This is a genomic window from Inquilinus limosus, assembly GCF_051487185.1.
GTDB lineage: Bacteria > Pseudomonadota > Alphaproteobacteria > DSM-16000 > Inquilinaceae > Inquilinus > Inquilinus limosus_F.
On record NZ_JAHVDK010000003.1, the window covers coordinates 169,341 to 185,054 of the forward strand.

Annotated in this window: 15 protein-coding genes; 6 read left to right on the forward strand and 9 right to left on the reverse strand. The window is 70.6% G+C overall.

Translation table 11 applies throughout. The annotated features are described in order from the left end of the window. Positions 1-25: 25 nt before the first annotated feature. The 9 genes from KXR53_RS04385 to KXR53_RS04425 all read right to left on the reverse strand — a co-directional run bounded on the left by KXR53_RS04385 (position 26) and on the right by KXR53_RS04425 (position 7,968). Positions 26-799 carry a GNAT family N-acetyltransferase gene (locus KXR53_RS04385; RefSeq protein WP_437373771.1) on the reverse strand — a complete coding sequence of 258 codons (774 nt, stop codon included), beginning with the start codon at positions 797-799 and terminating at the stop codon, positions 26-28. Then, positions 796-2,208 (reverse strand): homospermidine synthase, encoded by a 1,413-nt coding sequence (locus KXR53_RS04390; protein ID WP_437373773.1) that lies wholly within the window; start codon positions 2,206-2,208, stop codon positions 796-798. The genes KXR53_RS04385 and KXR53_RS04390 overlap by 4 nt, the downstream gene beginning before the upstream one ends. Positions 2,209-2,345: 137 nt before the next feature. Then, positions 2,346-3,128, reverse strand: a complete 783-nt coding sequence (locus KXR53_RS04395) for a succinate dehydrogenase iron-sulfur subunit (RefSeq protein WP_437373775.1) — start codon at positions 3,126-3,128, stop codon at positions 2,346-2,348. A 7-nt stretch (positions 3,129-3,135) separates the two neighbouring features. Continuing rightward, positions 3,136-4,926 (reverse strand): succinate dehydrogenase flavoprotein subunit, encoded by a 1,791-nt coding sequence (gene sdhA / locus KXR53_RS04400; protein ID WP_437373776.1) that lies wholly within the window; start codon positions 4,924-4,926, stop codon positions 3,136-3,138. A gap of 4 nt (positions 4,927-4,930) precedes the next feature. Then, positions 4,931-5,326: a succinate dehydrogenase, hydrophobic membrane anchor protein gene (gene sdhD, locus KXR53_RS04405; RefSeq protein ID WP_437373778.1), complete on the reverse strand. Its 396-nt coding sequence runs from the start codon at positions 5,324-5,326 to the stop codon at positions 4,931-4,933. After that, positions 5,326-5,733: a succinate dehydrogenase, cytochrome b556 subunit gene (sdhC, locus tag KXR53_RS04410; RefSeq protein WP_437373780.1), complete on the reverse strand. Its 408-nt coding sequence runs from the start codon at positions 5,731-5,733 to the stop codon at positions 5,326-5,328. The genes sdhD and sdhC overlap by 1 nt, the downstream gene beginning before the upstream one ends. Before the next feature lie 149 nt (positions 5,734-5,882). Further along, positions 5,883-6,755, reverse strand: a complete 873-nt coding sequence (locus KXR53_RS04415; protein WP_437373781.1) for an HpcH/HpaI aldolase/citrate lyase family protein — start codon at positions 6,753-6,755, stop codon at positions 5,883-5,885. A 142-nt stretch (positions 6,756-6,897) separates the two neighbouring features. Next, positions 6,898-7,128, reverse strand: coding sequence for an AbrB/MazE/SpoVT family DNA-binding domain-containing protein (locus tag KXR53_RS04420; protein WP_437373783.1), 231 nt, complete (start codon positions 7,126-7,128; stop codon positions 6,898-6,900). A gap of 252 nt (positions 7,129-7,380) precedes the next feature. Next, positions 7,381-7,968 carry a TlpA family protein disulfide reductase gene (locus KXR53_RS04425; protein WP_437373785.1) on the reverse strand — a complete coding sequence of 196 codons (588 nt, stop codon included), beginning with the start codon at positions 7,966-7,968 and terminating at the stop codon, positions 7,381-7,383. 14 nt (positions 7,969-7,982) lie between these two features. Here KXR53_RS04425 and argH point away from each other — a divergent pair, with 14 nt between their 5' ends. The 6 genes from argH (at position 7,983) to KXR53_RS04455 (ending at position 15,714) form a co-directional block, all read left to right on the forward strand. Beyond that, positions 7,983-9,422, forward strand: coding sequence for an argininosuccinate lyase (gene argH, locus KXR53_RS04430; protein ID WP_437373787.1), 1,440 nt, complete (start codon positions 7,983-7,985; stop codon positions 9,420-9,422). Continuing rightward, the gene (locus KXR53_RS04435; protein ID WP_437373788.1) at positions 9,419-9,547 is read left to right on the forward strand and encodes a hypothetical protein; all 129 of its coding nucleotides are present in this window, start codon (positions 9,419-9,421) and stop codon (positions 9,545-9,547) included. The genes argH and KXR53_RS04435 overlap by 4 nt, the downstream gene beginning before the upstream one ends. After that, entirely contained in the window at positions 9,544-10,806 is a 1,263-nt protein-coding gene (gene lysA / locus KXR53_RS04440; RefSeq protein WP_437373790.1) for a diaminopimelate decarboxylase, read from the forward strand. The genes KXR53_RS04435 and lysA overlap by 4 nt, the downstream gene beginning before the upstream one ends. Before the next feature lie 22 nt (positions 10,807-10,828). Further along, the gene (locus tag KXR53_RS04445) at positions 10,829-13,321 is read left to right on the forward strand and encodes a TIGR02302 family protein (RefSeq protein ID WP_437373791.1); all 2,493 of its coding nucleotides are present in this window, start codon (positions 10,829-10,831) and stop codon (positions 13,319-13,321) included. A 46-nt stretch (positions 13,322-13,367) separates the two neighbouring features. Continuing rightward, a complete protein-coding gene (locus tag KXR53_RS04450; protein WP_437373793.1) occupies positions 13,368-14,336 on the forward strand; it encodes a threonine ammonia-lyase in 969 nt (322 codons plus the stop codon). A 238-nt stretch (positions 14,337-14,574) separates the two neighbouring features. Next, a complete protein-coding gene (locus KXR53_RS04455) occupies positions 14,575-15,714 on the forward strand; it encodes a COG1470 family protein (RefSeq protein WP_437373795.1) in 1,140 nt (379 codons plus the stop codon).

A 15,714-nucleotide genomic window follows, 5' to 3' on the forward strand; every position in this document is an offset into this window, starting at 1 on the left:
ATCCCTGGCCTGCCGCAGCGGCGCGTCAGGCCGCGCGCAGGTCCAGCTGCACCCGGCGCTCGACCAGAGCGAAGCCGGCGCGCTCATAGACCCGGCAGGCGGCCGGATTGGCGTCGTTGGTGGCCAGCAGCGCCGTCGTCACGCCCTCCGCCCGCAGCGCCGCCAGCAGGCCGGCCAGCACCCGTCCGGCCAGCCCCTCGCCGCGGCGGGCGGGGTCGACCAGGAAATTGCCGATCATTGCCCGGCCGCCGGTGCGGACGATGGTGCCGCCGGCGGCGACCGGCCGGCCGTCCTCGACGATGGCGACGAAGGGCAGGTCCAGCATCCAGGCGGAGAACACCGTCGCCGGATAGTGCGCGGCGTAGAATCGGCGCAGCGGCTCGAGATCCGCCGGTCCCATCCGCCCGCAGGCGGGATCGGGTTCCGGGATATCGGCGAGCAGCCGGGCGTAGAAGCGCAGCCCGTCCTCCAGCACCAGCCTGTCGCCGCAGGCCGGGCGCAGACGGTCCGTTTGCTCGGCCGTCAGATGCAGCTCCAGCGGCCGCGGATCGCCCGGCAGGGAGAGGAGGGCGGCATCGCTGACGGCGCCGACCGGCGTGTAGACCGAGAGCCCGTCGAAATCGATGCCGAGGATGACGCCGTCCGGCTCCAGCCGCACCGACCGGCTGCGGTCGCCCGCGGCCGCGGCGTCGAGCGCCGCGGCCCAGTAGAGCGCGAAGACCGGATGTCCGGCCACCAGCGCGCCAACCTGTGCCCGCTCCTCGCGGGACAGGTCGGCGACGGGCCGGAAGGCGGTCACACCACCCGGATGTTCTTGAACTGCCAGGGGTCCTCGGTGTCGACATCCTCGGGGAACAGCTTCCCGCGGCCTTCGAGCGGGGTCCAGTCGGTGAAGGCGCCGGCCAGCTCGCCGAGATAGGGGGCGGCCACCGCCAGCACCCGCTCGTGGTCCATGTCCTCGGGCTCGATCAGGCCGCGGTCCGGGTTCTCGATCGCCCAGACCAGGCCGGCCAGCACCGCCGAGGTCACCTGCAGGCTGGTGGCGTTGTTGTGCGGCGCCAGCTCGCGCGCCTCGCCGATGGTCAGGCGCGAGCCGTACCAGTAGGCGCCCTTGGCGTGGCCGGCCAGCAGAACGCCGAGCTCGTCCATGCCCTCGGTGATCTCGTCCATCATCAGCCGCTTCTCGGGCTGCAACTCGAAGTTACGGCCGGCGAATTCGTGCACCGACAGCACCGCATCGTCGGACGGGTGATAGGCGTAGTGGACGGTCGGCCGGAACTCCGGATTGGCCCCCGAGCCGACCGTCAGGTAGTCGGCCAGCGAGATCGCCTCGTTGTGGGTGATCAGGAAGCCGTGGATCGGCCCCGCCAGCGGGGTCCAGGTGCGCACCCGGGTCGTGGCGCCGGGGCGGGACAGCCAGATCGCCGCCTGCGATCCGCTGGCGTGCCGGTTGCCGTCGGCCGGGAAGTGGCGCTCATGGCTGCCCCAGCCCAGCTCGGCCGGCTGGCTGCCCTCGCCGACGAAGCCGTCGATCGACCAGGTGTTGACGAACTCCCCTGGCTTCTTCGGGTAGCGGGCCACCTGGGTGTCGCGCTCGGCGATGTGGATGACCTTGACCCCCAGCCTCTGCGCCAGCGCGGCCCAGCCGGCGCGGTCGGCCGGCACCGGCGGCTCGAAGCCGGTCGCGGCGGCGATGTCCAGCAGCGCGCGCTTGACGAAATGCGAGACCAGGCCGGGATTGGCGCCGTGGGTCAGCACGGCGGTCGGCGCGCCCGGGCTGCGGCCGAGCGCCAGCGCCGCCTCGCGCAGCGCGTAATTCGAGCGGTCGGCCGGGCCGAGATTCGGGTCGGTGTAGCCGCCGAGCCAGGGCTCGATGCAGGTGTCGAGATAGAGCGCCCCACGCTCCCGCGCCAGCTTGATCAGCTCGACCGAGGAGACGTCGACCGAGAGGTTGACCAGGGCGTCGCCCGGGCCGAGCAGCGGTTCGAGCAGTGTCCGGAAATTGCTGCGGGTCACCGGTTCCAGGATGAAGCGGACGCCGTACAGCTCCGCCTCCTTCTGGCCTCTCGTCTCCGCCGTCACGATGGTGACGCGGTCGGAGGTCAGGGTCAGGTGCCGCATCAAGAGCGGCAGCACGCCCTGGCCGATCGAGCCGAAGCCGACCATCAGGATCCGGCCGGCAAAGGGTGTGCGCGCGGTTTGGGTCATTTACGGGGACACTCCTCGAGTGTGTTGCGTGCAGGATCGCTCCGTGAGGTGGATCGGGGCGGGTGATATGAAAAAAGCGCCGGGGTCACCAGCGCTTTTTTGTGACGGTTTCCGGCGGAGCCGCGCGGGTCGGATGCTCAGCCCGCGCGCTCCAGCATCAGCTTCTTGATCTCGCCAATCGCCTTGGCCGGGTTCAGCCCCTTCGGGCAGGTCTTGGTGCAGTTCATGATGGTGTGGCAGCGAAAGAGGCGGAACGGGTCCTCCAGCGCGTCCAGCCGCTCGCCGGTCATCTCGTCCCGGCTGTCGGCGATCCAGCGATAGGCCTGCAGCAGCACCGCCGGCCCCAGATACTTGTCGCCGTTCCACCAGTAGCTCGGGCAGCTGGTCGTGCAGCAGAAGCACAGGATGCATTCGTAGAGCCCGTCCAGCTTCTCGCGCTCCTCCGGGCTCTGCCGGCGCTCGCGGTCGGGCGGCGGCGGGCTCTCGGTCTGCAGCCAGGGCTTGATCGACGCGTATTGCGCGTAGATGTGGGTCAGCTCGGGCACCAGATCCTTCACCACCGGCATGTGCGGCAGCGGGTAGATCTTGACGTCGCCCTGCACCTCCTCGATCGGCTTCAGGCAGGCCAGCGTGTTGGTGCCGTCGATGTTCATCGCGCAGGACCCGCAGATGCCCTCGCGGCAGGAGCGCCGGAAGGTCAGGGTCGAGTCGATGTCGTTCTTGATGTGAATCAGCGCGTCCAGGACCATCGGCCCGCAGCGCGCGAGGTCGATCTCGTAGGTGTCGAGCCGCGGATTCTCGCCGGTCTCGGGGTCCCAGCGGTAGATCTTGAAGCTCCGCGGCTTCTTGACCTCGCCCGTGACGCGGATGGTCTTGCCGGGCTGGACCTTGGAATTGCGGGGCAGGGTGAATTCGGCCATGTCGTCCTCAGTACACCCGCGCCTTCGGCGGGAAGCTCTGGACTTCGTTGGTCATCGGCTGGAGATGAACCGGGCGGTAGTCGATGCGGGTCTTGCCGGCGTCGTCGATCCAGATGACGCTGTGCTTCATCCAGTTGACGTCGTCGCGCTCGGTGAAGTCCTCGCGGGCATGGGCGCCGCGGCTCTCCTCGCGGTTGACCGCCGACCGGATGGTGGTCACGGCGTTGACCATCAGGTTCTCGAGCTCCAGCGTCTCCACCAGGTCCGAGTTCCAGATCAGCGATTTGTCGGCGACGCCCAGGCCGTTCTGCTTGTCCCAGGTGGCGTCCATCTTCTCGCAGCCCTCGGCCAGCGTCTTGCCGGTGCGGAAGACGGCGGCGTCGTTCTGCATCGTGCGCTGCATCTCCAGGCGGAGATCCGCGGTGCGGATCTCCTGCTTGGCGTGGCGCAGCCGGTCGAGCCGGGCGAGCGCGAACTGGCCGGCATCGGCCGGGGCCGGCTTGTGCGGCTGCCCCGGCTTGATGATCTCGGCGCAGCGGATCGCGGCGGCGCGGCCGAACACCACGAGATCGAGCAGCGAATTCGAGCCCAGCCGGTTGGCGCCGTGCACCGAGACGCAGGCGGCCTCGCCGATCGCCATCAGCCCCGGCACCACGCGGTTCGGGTCGTCCGCGGTCGGGTTCACCACCTCGCAATGCACATTGGTCGGGATGCCGCCCATGTTGTAGTGCACCGTCGGCAGGACCGGGATCGGCTCCTTGGTCACGTCGACGCCGGCGAAGATCTTGGCGCTCTCGGCGATGCCGGGCAGGCGCTGGTGGATGATGTCGGCGTCGAGATGCTCGACATGCAGATGGATGTGGTCCTTGTTCGGGCCGACGCCGCGGCCCTCGCGGATCTCGATCGTCATCGACCGGCTGACCACGTCACGCGAGGCCAGGTCCTTGGCCGAGGGGGCGTAGCGCTCCATGAAGCGCTCACCCTCGCTGTTGGTCAGGTACCCGCCCTCGCCGCGCACGCCTTCGGTGATCAGGCAGCCGGCGCCGTAGATGCCGGTCGGGTGGAACTGCACGAACTCCATGTCCTGCAGCGCCAGCCCGGCCCGCGCCGCCATGGCGCCGCCGTCGCCGGTGCAGGTGTGGGCCGAGGTGCAGGAGAAGTAGGCGCGGCCGTAGCCGCCGGTCGCCAGCACAGTCTGGTGGCCGAAGAAGCGGTGGATGGTGCCGTCGTCCAGGTTCCAGGCGACGACGCCGCGGCAGGCGCCCTCATCGTCCATGATCAGGTCGATGGCGAAGTACTCGACGAAGAACTCCGCCTCGTGCTTCAGCGCCTGCTGGTACAGCGTGTGCAGCATGGCGTGGCCGGTGCGGTCGGCCGCGGCGCAGGTGCGGTAGGCGCGGCCTTTGCCGTATTCGGTGGTCATGCCGCCGAAGGCGCGCTGGTAGATCTTGCCCTCGGCCGTGCGGCTGAAGGGCATGCCGTAATGCTCGAGCTCGATGATCGCCGGGATCGCCTCGCGGCACATGTACTCGATCGCGTCCTGGTCGCCGAGCCAGTCGGAGCCCTTGACGGTGTCGTACATGTGCCAGCGCCAGTCGTCCGGCCCCATGTTGCCGAGCGCGGCGGAGACGCCGCCCTGGGCTGCGACGGTGTGGCTGCGGGTCGGGAAGACCTTGGTGATGCAGGCGGTCTTCAGCCGCTTCTCGGCCATGCCGAAGGTGGCGCGAAGGCCCGCGCCGCCGCCGCCCACGACGATCACGTCGTAGTAATGATCGATGAACGTATAAGAGGCAGGCATGGGGTTACCCCAGGATGGCGATCTTGAGGACGGAGACGGTCATCGCCGCCCCCAGGAACAGGGCCAGGCCCTTGGTCGCCAGATCGGCGATCAGCTTGGTGTAGTGGCCGTGGATGTAGTCCTCATAGACCTCGGTCATGCCGTTGGCGCCGTGATGCAGGCCGAGGACGACGAACAGGATGAACAGGGCGGCGTTGATCGGGTGGGCCAGCCAGGCGCGCAGCTCCGGCAGCGGCGATCCGAGATGGGCGATCACCGCGATCACGAACCAGATGGTCAGCGGGATCAGCGCCAGGGCGGTGACGCGCAGGTTGCGCCAATGCGCGAAGCCGGATTTAGCGGAGCCGAGGCCGCGGGCATGCGCCAGCGGGGTGCGGAGGGAGGTGTTCTTGGTCGTCATCACCACACCACCAGGCCGATGATCCAGGCCAGCACGGTCAGCACCGCGGTGGCGATCAGCACGGCGTAGCCGGTCTTGTGCATGGTCGGCAGGTCGTAGCCCCAGCCGGCGTCCCAGGCCAGGTGCCGGATGCCGGCGCAGAGATGGTAGAACAGCGCCACCGTCCAGCCGAACAGCATCAGGATGCCGAGCCAGGAGCCGAGGAACCACTGCGCCGCTTCGAAGGCTTCGGGACCGACGGCCGCGGCGATCACCCACCAGGCCAAGAGCAGAGTGCCGATGGTGAGGGCGATGCCGGTGCCGCGGTGGAAGACCGAGAGCGCGCTGCTGATCTGCGGCCGATAGATCTGCAGATGGGGCGAGAGTGGCCTCGGCCGTTTCTGAGGAACTGCCTCGGAGGCGGACATGCGGAATCTACTCCGATGCGCAAATGGGCATCAGGCGCGGGCGCGGCCTGTCGCGATCGAGCCTGAAAGGGTCGTGAGTGACTTACGCGCCGCACTGCAGCAAGTCAACGAACAGGCCATTATTTCAAGCAGATGAGAGCCGTTCGCAACTAGGTCCGGCTGCGCTCGGTGATGGCGCGGTGCAGCGCGACCAGCCGTTCCGCCTCGTCGACATGCAGCGCCTCGACCAGCCGGCCATCGACGACGGTGACGCCCCGACCGGCGGCCAGGGCCGCAGCATGGGCAGCGATCACGCGCAGCGCGGTCTCCACCGCCTCCGGGCTGGGGGCGAAGGCGGCGTTGGCGGCGGCGATGGTCTTGGGATGGATCAGCGACTTCCCGTCGAAGCCCAGCGCCGCGCCCTGGCGGCATGACTCGGCGAAGCCGGCCTCGTCCTCGAGATCGAGATGGACTCCGTCGATCACGGCGAGGCCATGGGCGCGGCCGGCCAGGAGGCAGAGGCCGAGCGCGGTCAGCAGCGGTTGCCGCCCGGGTTCGTGCGCCGCCCGCAGATCCTTGGCCAGATCCGAGGTGCCGAGGATCAGCCCGACGAGGCGGGGGGAGGATCCCGCGATGGCGGCGGCGTTGAGCACGCCGAGCGGCGTCTCGATCATGCACCACAGCGCCAGGGTGTCGGGCGCGCCGGCCGCCTTCAGCGCCGCCTCGGCGGCGTGCACGGTCTCCGGCCGCTCGACCTTGGACAGGACGACGCCGTCGGCGCCGCTGCCGGCGATGGCGGCCAGGTCGTCGGCGCCCCAGGGCGTGTCGACGGCGTTGGCGCGGACCAGCACCTCGCGCGGTTCCCAGCCGCCGGCGCGGACGGCCGCCACCACCCGGTCCCGCGCCTCGACCTTGTCGTCCGGCGCGACCGCGTCCTCCAGGTCCAGGATCAGCCCGTCCGCGTCCAGCGTCCGCGCCTTCTCCAGCGCGCGCGGGTTCGAGCCGGGGACGTAGAGCAGCGAGCGGCGGGGGCGGATGGTCATGGCGGCCTCGTGGTCTCGACCCGTATTTGTCATTGCCAGGCCTGACCCGGCAATCCAGAGGATGTCGAGACCTTCTGGATGCCCGGGTCAAGCCCGGGCATGACACCTGGAATCGGGGCAGGAGGTAATACTGAGGTGCGCCTCAGCACTCATTCGCGTCGTTACGGTCGAAGCGGAAGCCGGGCGGCAGCGGACGCCGCAGCCGGCGCAGCCGGTCCAGCGCCTGCTGCCGGCTGCGGTCCCGCTCGACCATGAAGACGCGGTCGGCGGCGATGCGGATCTCGATCTCGTCGCCTTCCTTCAGGTCCAGCGCCTCGACCACGGCCGCAGGCAGCCGCACCGCCAGGCTGTTGCCCCACCTCGCCACGCGCATGATCTCTCCATGACGAATGGAGTCGTCGTATATCACGCGTGACGACAACCGGTCATTCGCCCGCCATTCCGAGAGCGTGAAATCGCACCCGTGACCGCCATCACATTCAATTCACGGAAGGCGGCGTAGACATGTCTTTGGGCCTAGAGCCCGAGGACAGGACCATGTTGCTCCGCACCATCATCTGGGTTTACGGCGTTCTCGTGCTGATCGGCTTCTACATGGGCTCGACGCCCCTTTGAGCCGCAGCACTCACGCTGACCCCGCCTTCCCGCGATCGAGATAGAAGCGCAGCAGGTCGACCGCGCTGTCGTCGTCCCACTCGGCGGCACCCTCCTGGCGGCCGACCACGGTGCCGTCGCGATCGATCAGCAGCGTCGTCGGCAGGCCGCGGGCGCCGAAGGCGGCCGGCGACCGGCCGCCGGGGTCGAGATAGGCGGCCAGCGCCGTGATCCTGTTCGCGGCGAAGAAGGGCTGCACCTTGGCCAGCCCCTCGCGGTCGATCGACAGCGCCAGCACGGTGAAATCGGCGCCGCCCAGCTTCGCCTGCAGCCGGTCCAGCGCCGGCATCTCCTTGACGCAGGGGGCACACCAGGTCGCCCACAGATTGACCAGCACCACCTTGCCGCGGAAATCGGCGAGACGAAGGGTGTTGCCCGCGGCGTCGGAGAAGGTAATCTCCGGTGCCGGCTCCGGCCGGTCGGCCAGGACGAAGCTGGCGACGGTGCCGCCCAGGGGCGGCCGGCCCTCCGGGGTCCGCAGCGTCCACCAGGCCGCGCCCGCCGCCAGCAGCGCCACCAGGCCGGCCACGCCGGCGGCGATCCTTGCCCTCTTCCTCATCCGGTCCGCACCCCATGTCCGATCCGACCCAGCCTGCCACCGGCGCCGCCCCAGATAAATCGGTCCATACCGGGGGCGCCAACACCATGTGGGGCGGCCGCTTCGCCGCCGGCCCGGCCGCGATCATGGAGCGGATCAACGCCTCGATCGGCTTCGACCGCAAGCTCTGGGCGCAGGACATCGCCGGGTCGCGCGCTCATGTCGCAATGCTCGCGGCCCAGGGCATCGTCTCGGCCGAGGACGCCGCGGCCATCACAAGCGGCCTCGACCAGGTCGAGCGGGAGATCGCCGAGGGCCGCTTCGAGTTCAAGACGTCGCTCGAGGACATCCACATGAATGTGGAGGCGCGGCTGGCCGAGATCATCGGCCCGGCCGCCGGGCGCCTGCACACGGCGCGCAGCCGCAACGACCAGGTGGCGACCGATTTCCGCCTGTGGGTGCGCGACGCCTTCGACCGGCTGGAGCAGGGGCTGAAGGCGCTGCAGGCGGCGCTGATCGCCCAGGCCGGGCAGCATGCCGACACCATCCTGCCCGGCTTCACCCATCTGCAGGTGGCGCAGCCGGTCACCTTCGGCCATCACCTGCTGGCCTATGTCGAGATGCTGGGCCGCGACCGCAGCCGCGTCGCTGACGCCCGTGCCCGCGCCAATGAATGCCCGCTCGGCGCCGCCGCCCTGGCCGGCACGCCCTTCCCGATCGACCGGCACAGGACCGCGACGGCGCTGGGCTTCGACCGGCCGACCGCCAATTCGCTCGACAGCGTCTCCGACCGCGACTTCGCGCTCGACTACCTCGCCGCCGCCGGCATTTGCGCCATGCACCTGTCGCGGCTGGCGGAGGAGATCGTGCTGTGGTCGACGCCGCAGTTCCGCTTCATCCGCCTGTCCGACAGCTTCTCCACCGGCTCCTCGATCATGCCGCAGAAGCGCAACCCGGATGCGGCGGAGCTGGTGCGCGGCAAGGCCGGGCGGGTGTTCGGCAGCCTCGGCGCCCTGCTGACGATGATGAAGGGCCTGCCCCTGACCTATCAGAAGGACATGCAGGAGGATAAGGAGCCGGTCTTCGACGCCGACGACACGCTGATGCTGTGCCTCGCCGCCATGACCGGCATGGTCGAGAGCTGGACCGTCGACCCCGCGGCGATGCGCCGGGCGACCGAGGCCGGCTTCCCGACCGCGACCGACCTCGCCGACTGGCTGGTGCGCACGCTCGGCGTCCCGTTCCGCGAGGCGCATCACATCACCGGCCGCCTGGTCAAGCTGGCGGAGGACAAGGGCTGCCGCCTGTCCGACCTGCCGCTGGCCGAGATGCAGGCGGTCCATGCCGGCATCACCGATGCCGTCTACGCCGTGCTGACGGCCGAGGCCTCGGTCGCCAGCCGCAAGAGCTACGGCGGCACCGCCCCCGACCGGGTGCGCGAGGCCGTCCAAGCCGCAAAGGAGCGCTTCCTGTGATCCTGCGAATCCTGCTCGCCGCGACCCTCGCCCTCGGCCTCGTCGCCTGCGGCAAGAAGGCGGCGTCCGTCAGCCCGCCCGACCCCAAGACCTCTGCCTATCCGCGAGGCTATCCCAGCACATGACCGCCTTCGCCTATCGCCACGGCGCCCTCTTCGCCGAGGACGTCGACCTCGCCGCCGTGGCCGCAGAGGTCGGAACGCCGGCCTATGTCTATTCGACCGCGGCGCTGGTCGCGAACTACCGTGCCTATGTCGACGCGCTGGCCGGGCTGCCGATCGCGGTCTGCTTCGCCGCCAAGGCCAACTCCAACCTCGCGGTGCTGCGCACGCTGGTGCGGCAGGGCGCGGGCATCGACGTGGTCTCGACCGGCGAGATGAGGCGGGCGCTCGCCGCCGGCTGCCCGGCCGACCGCATCGTCTTTTCCGGCGTCGGCAAGACGGCGGAGGATCTGGAGGCGGCGCTCCTGGCCGGCATCCACCAGATCAATGTCGAGTCGCTGCAGGAGCTGGAGCTCCTGTCCCAGGTGGCGGTCCGGCTGCAGCGCGACGCGGTCGTCGCCTTCCGCGTCAACCCGGATGTCGACGCCAAGACCCACACCAAGATCTCGACCGGCCGCAAGGGCGACAAGTTCGGCATCGAGCTCGAGGACGCGCCGCTGGCCTATGAGCGGGCGCGGGCGCTGCCGGGCATCAGCCCGGTCGGCATCGCCGCCCATATCGGCAGCCAGCTGCTCGACCTGTCGCCCTATCGCCACGCCTATCGGCGCCTGGCCGAGCTGGTGCGCGAGCTTCGCGCCGCCGGCCATGTGGTCGAGCGGCTCGATCTCGGCGGCGGCATCGGCATTTCCTACAAGGGCGACCCGGCGCCGGCGCTGGCCGACTACGCCCTGATCGTGCGCGAGACGGTGGGCGATCTCGGCTGCCGGCTGATGGTCGAACCCGGCCGTTCGATCTGCGGCGATGCCGGCGTCCTATTGTCGCGGGTGATCTTCATCAAGCCGGGCCGGGCGCGCAGCTTCGTCATCCTCGACGCGGCGATGAACGACCTGGTCCGCCCGGCGATGTACGACGCCTGGCACGGCATCGTGCCGCTGCGGCAGCCGGCGGAAGGCGCGGCCGAGGCCGAGTACGACGTGGTCGGCCCGGTCTGCGAGAGCAGCGACACCTTCGCCAAGGCGCGCTCCCTGCCGCCCCTGGCCGCGGGCGACCTGGTCGCCTTCACCGGCGCCGGGGCCTATGGCGCGGTGATGGCCTCGACCTACAACACCCGGCCGCTGGTGCCGGAGGTGCTGGTCGACAAAGATCGATTTGCTATCGTCAGAAAACGGCCCACATTTGAAGAGATGGTTGCCGGGGAGAGCTTGCCGCCCTGGCTGGACTGACGGAGGCGTGAAGGAGGAGGACGTGGCCCGCAGCCCGACCGAGGCCCCCCGGCCCGCCGAGCCGGCCGAGCCGCGCGTCAAGATCGCGCTGGCCTGGATCGCTGCAGCCTGGGAGGCGGTCTGGCGCGCCGCTTGGCCCGTCGCCACCCTGCTCGGCGCCTTCCTCATCCTCGCCGGCTTCGACCTCCTGCCCGATCTGCCGGGCTGGCTGCACGCCCTGATCCTGGTCGCCTTCGCGGTGGCGCTCGTCGTCGCCAGCCGGCCGCTGTGGCGGCTGCGCCTGCCGGACGGCTTCGCCGCGCGGCGGCGGCTGGAGCGCGACAGCGGCATCGCCCACCGGCCGCTGACCGGGCTGCGCGACATCCAGGCCACCGGCACCACCGACGCGCTCAGCCGCGCCCTGTGGCAGCGGCACCAGGCGCATCGCGCAGCCCAGCTGCGCCTGCTGCGCCCCCGCCTGCCGCAGCCGCGCAACGCCGAGGTGGATCGCTTCGCCGTGCGCGGCCTCGTGGTGATCGGTCTGATCCTGGCTGTCGTCGCCGCCGGCGACGACTGGCGCGGGCGGATCGGTCGGGCGCTGTCGCCCGGGCTGCTCGGCGCCTCCGCGGCCACCGCGCCGCGGCTCGACCTCTTCGTCACCCCCCCGTCCTACACCGGGCGCCCGCCGATCTATCTGACAGCGGGGCAGATGGCCAATCCCGGCGCCGGCCAGCCGGCCCCGGGGCCGGTCGAGATCCCGACCGGCAGCGCCCTGGTCGGCCGGGTCGCCGGCGGCGATTCCACCCCCACCCTCAGCCTCGCCGGCCGCGAGACCGAGTTCAAGGCGATCGAAGGCGGCAATTACGAGCTTCAGGCCAAGGTGACCGGCGGCAACCGCCTGACCGTCAGCCAGGACGGCACGGTGCTGGGCGACTGGCCGGTCAAGGTGCTGCCCGACGCGCCGCCTTCCGTCGCCTTCGCCGACAAGCCGAAGCCGACCGAGCGCCAGGCGCTGCGGCTCGACGCCACCGCCACCGACGACTACGGCATCGCCACGCTGACCGCGACCGTCACCCTGGCCCCGGGCGCGCCTGCGGTGCTGGACCCGACGCCGATCACCATCCCGCTGTCGGTGCCGGGCCGCTGGCCGCGCGAGGTCAAGACCACCTCCTACCAGGACCTGACGCCGCATGCCTGGGCCGGGCAGGCGGCCGACATCGTGCTGACCGCGACCGACGCGGCGGGGCAGGTTACCAAGACGGCGCCGGAGCGGGTGACGCTGCCGGAGCGGGAGTTCCACCACCCGGTCGCCCGCGCCATCATCGAGCAGCGCCGGATCCTGACGCTGCAGCCGGACCAGGCCGAGAGCGTGGCCGAGACGCTGGACATGCTGTCGCAGCGGCCGGATCGCTACTATGACGACCGGGTCGTGTTCCTGGCGCTGCGCACCGCTGCCCGGCGGCTGCTCTTCGCCCAGGATCCGAAGCCGCATGTAGCCCCCCTGCGCGACCTCTTGTGGGATACCGCGCTGCGGATCGAGGACGGCGACATGTCGCTGGCCGAGCGGTCGCTGCGCGAGGCGCAGCAGCGCCTGGCCGATGCGCTGGAGCGCGGCGCCAGCGACGAGGAGATCCGCCAGCTCACTGACGAGCTGCGTCGGGCGATGGACCGTTACCTGCAGGCGATGGCCGAGCAGATGCGGGAGAAGATGCAGCGCGGCGAGCTGAGCGAGACGCCGATCCCGCCCGACGCGCAGGTCATGGACCGGCAGCAGCTCCAGGACATGATCGACCGGATGCAGCAGCTCTCGGAATCCGGGGCGAAGGACGAGGCGCGGCAGCTCCTGTCCCAGCTGCAGAACATGATGGAAAACATGCGCATGGGCATGATGAGCCAGCAGCAGGCCGAGGCCCAGCAGCGCGCCATGAATCTGCTGAAGGACCTGCAGAAGCTGACCAATGCGCAGCGCCAGCTGCTCGACCAGACCTATCGCCAGCAGCAGGCCCAGGAGGGCGGCGAGCAGGGCGATCCGTCCCAGCAGCCGCAGGGCACGCCGGAGCAGAACGCCCAGACCCAGGAGGCGCTGCGCCGGGCACTGGGCGAGCTGATGCGCGAGCTCGGCGACATGAGCGGCGACATCCCGATGCCGCTCGGCCGGGCCGAGCGCGCGATGAAGCAGGCGGGCGAAGCCCTGGCCCAGGGCGATCCCGGCGGCGCCGTGCCGTCGCAGACCGAGGCGCTGGACCAGCTGCAGCAGGGGCTGCAGGGGATGGCGCAGCAGATGATGGAGAACATGGCCGGCCAGCCCGGCATGGTCGGTCGGGCCCAGAACGGACAGATGTTCGAGAACCAGGATCCGCTGGGTCGGCCGCTGACCAACAACGGCGGCACCACCGACGGCGATGTCGGCCTGCCGACCAAGTTCGACACCGAACGTGCCCGCGCCATCCTCGACGAGCTGCGCCAGCGCCTGAACGACCGCTCGCGCCCGGTGCCGGAACGGGATTATATCGAAAGGCTGCTGCGGCAGTTCTGAACGCAGCCCGGCACCTGCCCGGATCCCGTCAGGACGCGAGGACCCCGTGACCGCGATCACGCTCGAGACGATCCGCGCGGCGCGCGCCCGCATCGCCCCCCATGTGCTGCGCACCCCGACCGTGCCGCGGGAGCTGCTGCGCAGTCTGCTCGGCCTGCCGGTGGTGACGAAGCTGGAGCTGCTGCAGCACGGCGGATCATTCAAGGCGCGCGGCGCCTTCAACGCCATGCTCAGCCTGGGCGAGGCCGAGCGGGCGGCCGGGGTGGTCGCGGTCTCCGGCGGCAACCACGCGCTTGGCGTCGCCTATGCCGCCCGGGTGCTGGGGCTGAAGGCCACGCTGATCATGCCGAAGGCGACGCCGGAGAATTACGTCGCCGGCACCCGGGCCGAGGGGGCCGAGGTGGTGCTGACCCCCGACATCGCCGCCGCCTTCGCCGAGGCCGACCGCCAGGCCGCGACCGGCCGCACCCTGATCCACCCCTTCGACGATCCGCGGGTGATCTCCGGCCAGGGCACGATGGGGCTGGAGCTCTTGGAGGACGCGCCGGATGTCACCGACATCATCGCCTCGATCGGTGGCGGCGGCATGATCTCGGGCGTGATCACCGCGGTGAAGGCGTTGCGGCCGGAGATCCGGATCTGGGGCGTCGAGACCGAGGGCGCCGACGCGATGAGCCGGGCGCTGGCCGCCGGGCATCCGGTGCGCCTGCCGGCCGTCACCTCGATCTCCACCACGCTCGGCGCACCCTCGGTCTCCGAACGCACCTTCGCGATCGTGCGCGACGCGGTGGAGGAGGTGCTGGTGGTGCCGGACGCCGAGGCGGTTCGCGGCGTCCAGATCCTGGCCGAGCAGGCCAAGGTGGTGACCGAGCCGGCCGCCGGCTGCACCCTGGCCGCGGCGCTGCGGCTGAAGGACCGGCTGCCGCGCGACGCCCGGCTGGCGCTGATCCTGTGCGGCGGCAACGTCTCCATCGCCGATATCGAGCGCTGGCGGGTGCGGTTCGGCCTGGCCTGAGCGGACAGAATGCCTCTGTTCGATAGGTGTTCCGTCCTTTAACGCGGTTTAATCTTTCGGAAAGATCTCCGACAGAATCTGCGGCGTAACCATCGATCCGCCTCGGTCCGATCCCGGCCCGACGCAGCCGCGCACGGCGCGGCGGGCCGGCGATGCCGACGAGACGCTTTCTCGTTGTCACGAGACCTCTCGCGGAGCTTCATCGATGCGTTTTTCTGCTGCGTTTGCTGCTGTTGTGTTGCTGACCGGACTGGCCGGTCCCGTCCTGGCCCAGGAGGCGGCCAAGCCGCCCGTCTCCGGCGTTTTCCTGACCACGCGTTATCCGTCCTTCACCATCCGGGCGGGCGAAGCCACGACGATCGACCTGTCGCTGCACGACTACGGCCGGCCGCCGCAGACCTTCCCGCTGTCGGTCGAAGGCCTGCCCGCCGGCTGGAAGGCGACGGTGCTGGGCGGCGGCCAGCCGGTGGCTGCGGCGACCGCGCTGCCCGACGTCGAGGTGCCGCTGCAGCTCAAGCTCGAGCCTGCGGCGGACGCCAAGCCCGGGACCTATCCGATCACCGTGAAGGGGGCCGGCGAGGGCGACCCGCTGATTCTGTCGCTGGCCGTCACCATCGGCGAGCAGCTGCCGGCCAAGCTGACCGCGACCACCCAGCTGCCGGCCCTGCGCGGCACCGCGACCTCGTCGTTCCAGTACCGCATCACCGTCGCCAACGACAGCGGCCGCGACAGCACCGTCAGCCTGCAGGCCGACGCGCCGCAGGGCTTCGAGACGTCGTTCACCGAGGCCTATGGCAGCCAACAGATCACGGCCATCCCGATCCAGGCGGGCAAGAGCAAGGACGTCCAGCTCTCGGTCACACCGCCGCGCGACGCCGCCGCCGGCAACTATCCGATCAATGTCAGCTTCAGCGGCGACGGGGCGACGGCGCAGCTCAACCTCGCCGCCACCATCACCGGGCAGCCGCGCCTGTCCCTGGTCGGCGACGACGGCCGGCTGAGCGGCAGCGCTACCGCCGGCGAAGGCACCACCTTCAACCTGGTGCTGCGGAACAGCGGCAGCGAGGCGGCGCAGGACGTCGACCTCTCGGCCTCGCCGCCCGCGGGCTGGAAGATCGAGTTCGATCCGAAGTCGATCCCGTCGCTGGCCGCGGGCGCGTCGCAGCCGGTGCAGGCCGTGGTCACGCCGGCGGCGAAGGCGATCGCCGGCGACTACCAGGCCACCTTCCGCGCCGGCGGCAAGCCCGCCGCCTCGGCCTCGGCCGACTACCGCATCACGGTCGAGACCTCGACCCGCTGGGGGCTGATCGGCCTCGCCATCATCGCCGTCGCGGTGCTGATCGTGGTCGCCACGGTCGTCCGCTTCGGCCGCAGGTAA

Excerpts from the sequence above, each read along its gene's own strand:
- argH (WP_437373787.1), top strand. The coding sequence starts at position 7,983 with ATGTCCGATCCGACCCAGCCTGCCACCGGCGCCGCCCCAGATAAATCG.
- KXR53_RS04425 (WP_437373785.1), bottom strand. The coding sequence starts at position 7,968 with ATGAGGAAGAGGGCAAGGATCGCCGCCGGCGTGGCCGGCCTGGTGGCG.
- KXR53_RS04420 (WP_437373783.1), bottom strand. The coding sequence starts at position 7,128 with ATGCGCGTGGCGAGGTGGGGCAACAGCCTGGCGGTGCGGCTGCCTGCG.
- sdhD (WP_437373778.1), bottom strand. The coding sequence starts at position 5,326 with ATGACGACCAAGAACACCTCCCTCCGCACCCCGCTGGCGCATGCCCGC.
- lysA (WP_437373790.1), top strand. The coding sequence starts at position 9,544 with ATGACCGCCTTCGCCTATCGCCACGGCGCCCTCTTCGCCGAGGACGTC.
- KXR53_RS04395 (WP_437373775.1), bottom strand. The coding sequence starts at position 3,128 with ATGGCCGAATTCACCCTGCCCCGCAATTCCAAGGTCCAGCCCGGCAAG.
- sdhA (WP_437373776.1), bottom strand. The coding sequence starts at position 4,926 with ATGCCTGCCTCTTATACGTTCATCGATCATTACTACGACGTGATCGTC.
- KXR53_RS04390 (WP_437373773.1), bottom strand. The coding sequence starts at position 2,208 with ATGACCCAAACCGCGCGCACACCCTTTGCCGGCCGGATCCTGATGGTC.
- KXR53_RS04415 (WP_437373781.1), bottom strand. The coding sequence starts at position 6,755 with ATGACCATCCGCCCCCGCCGCTCGCTGCTCTACGTCCCCGGCTCGAAC.
- sdhC (WP_437373780.1), bottom strand. The coding sequence starts at position 5,733 with ATGTCCGCCTCCGAGGCAGTTCCTCAGAAACGGCCGAGGCCACTCTCG.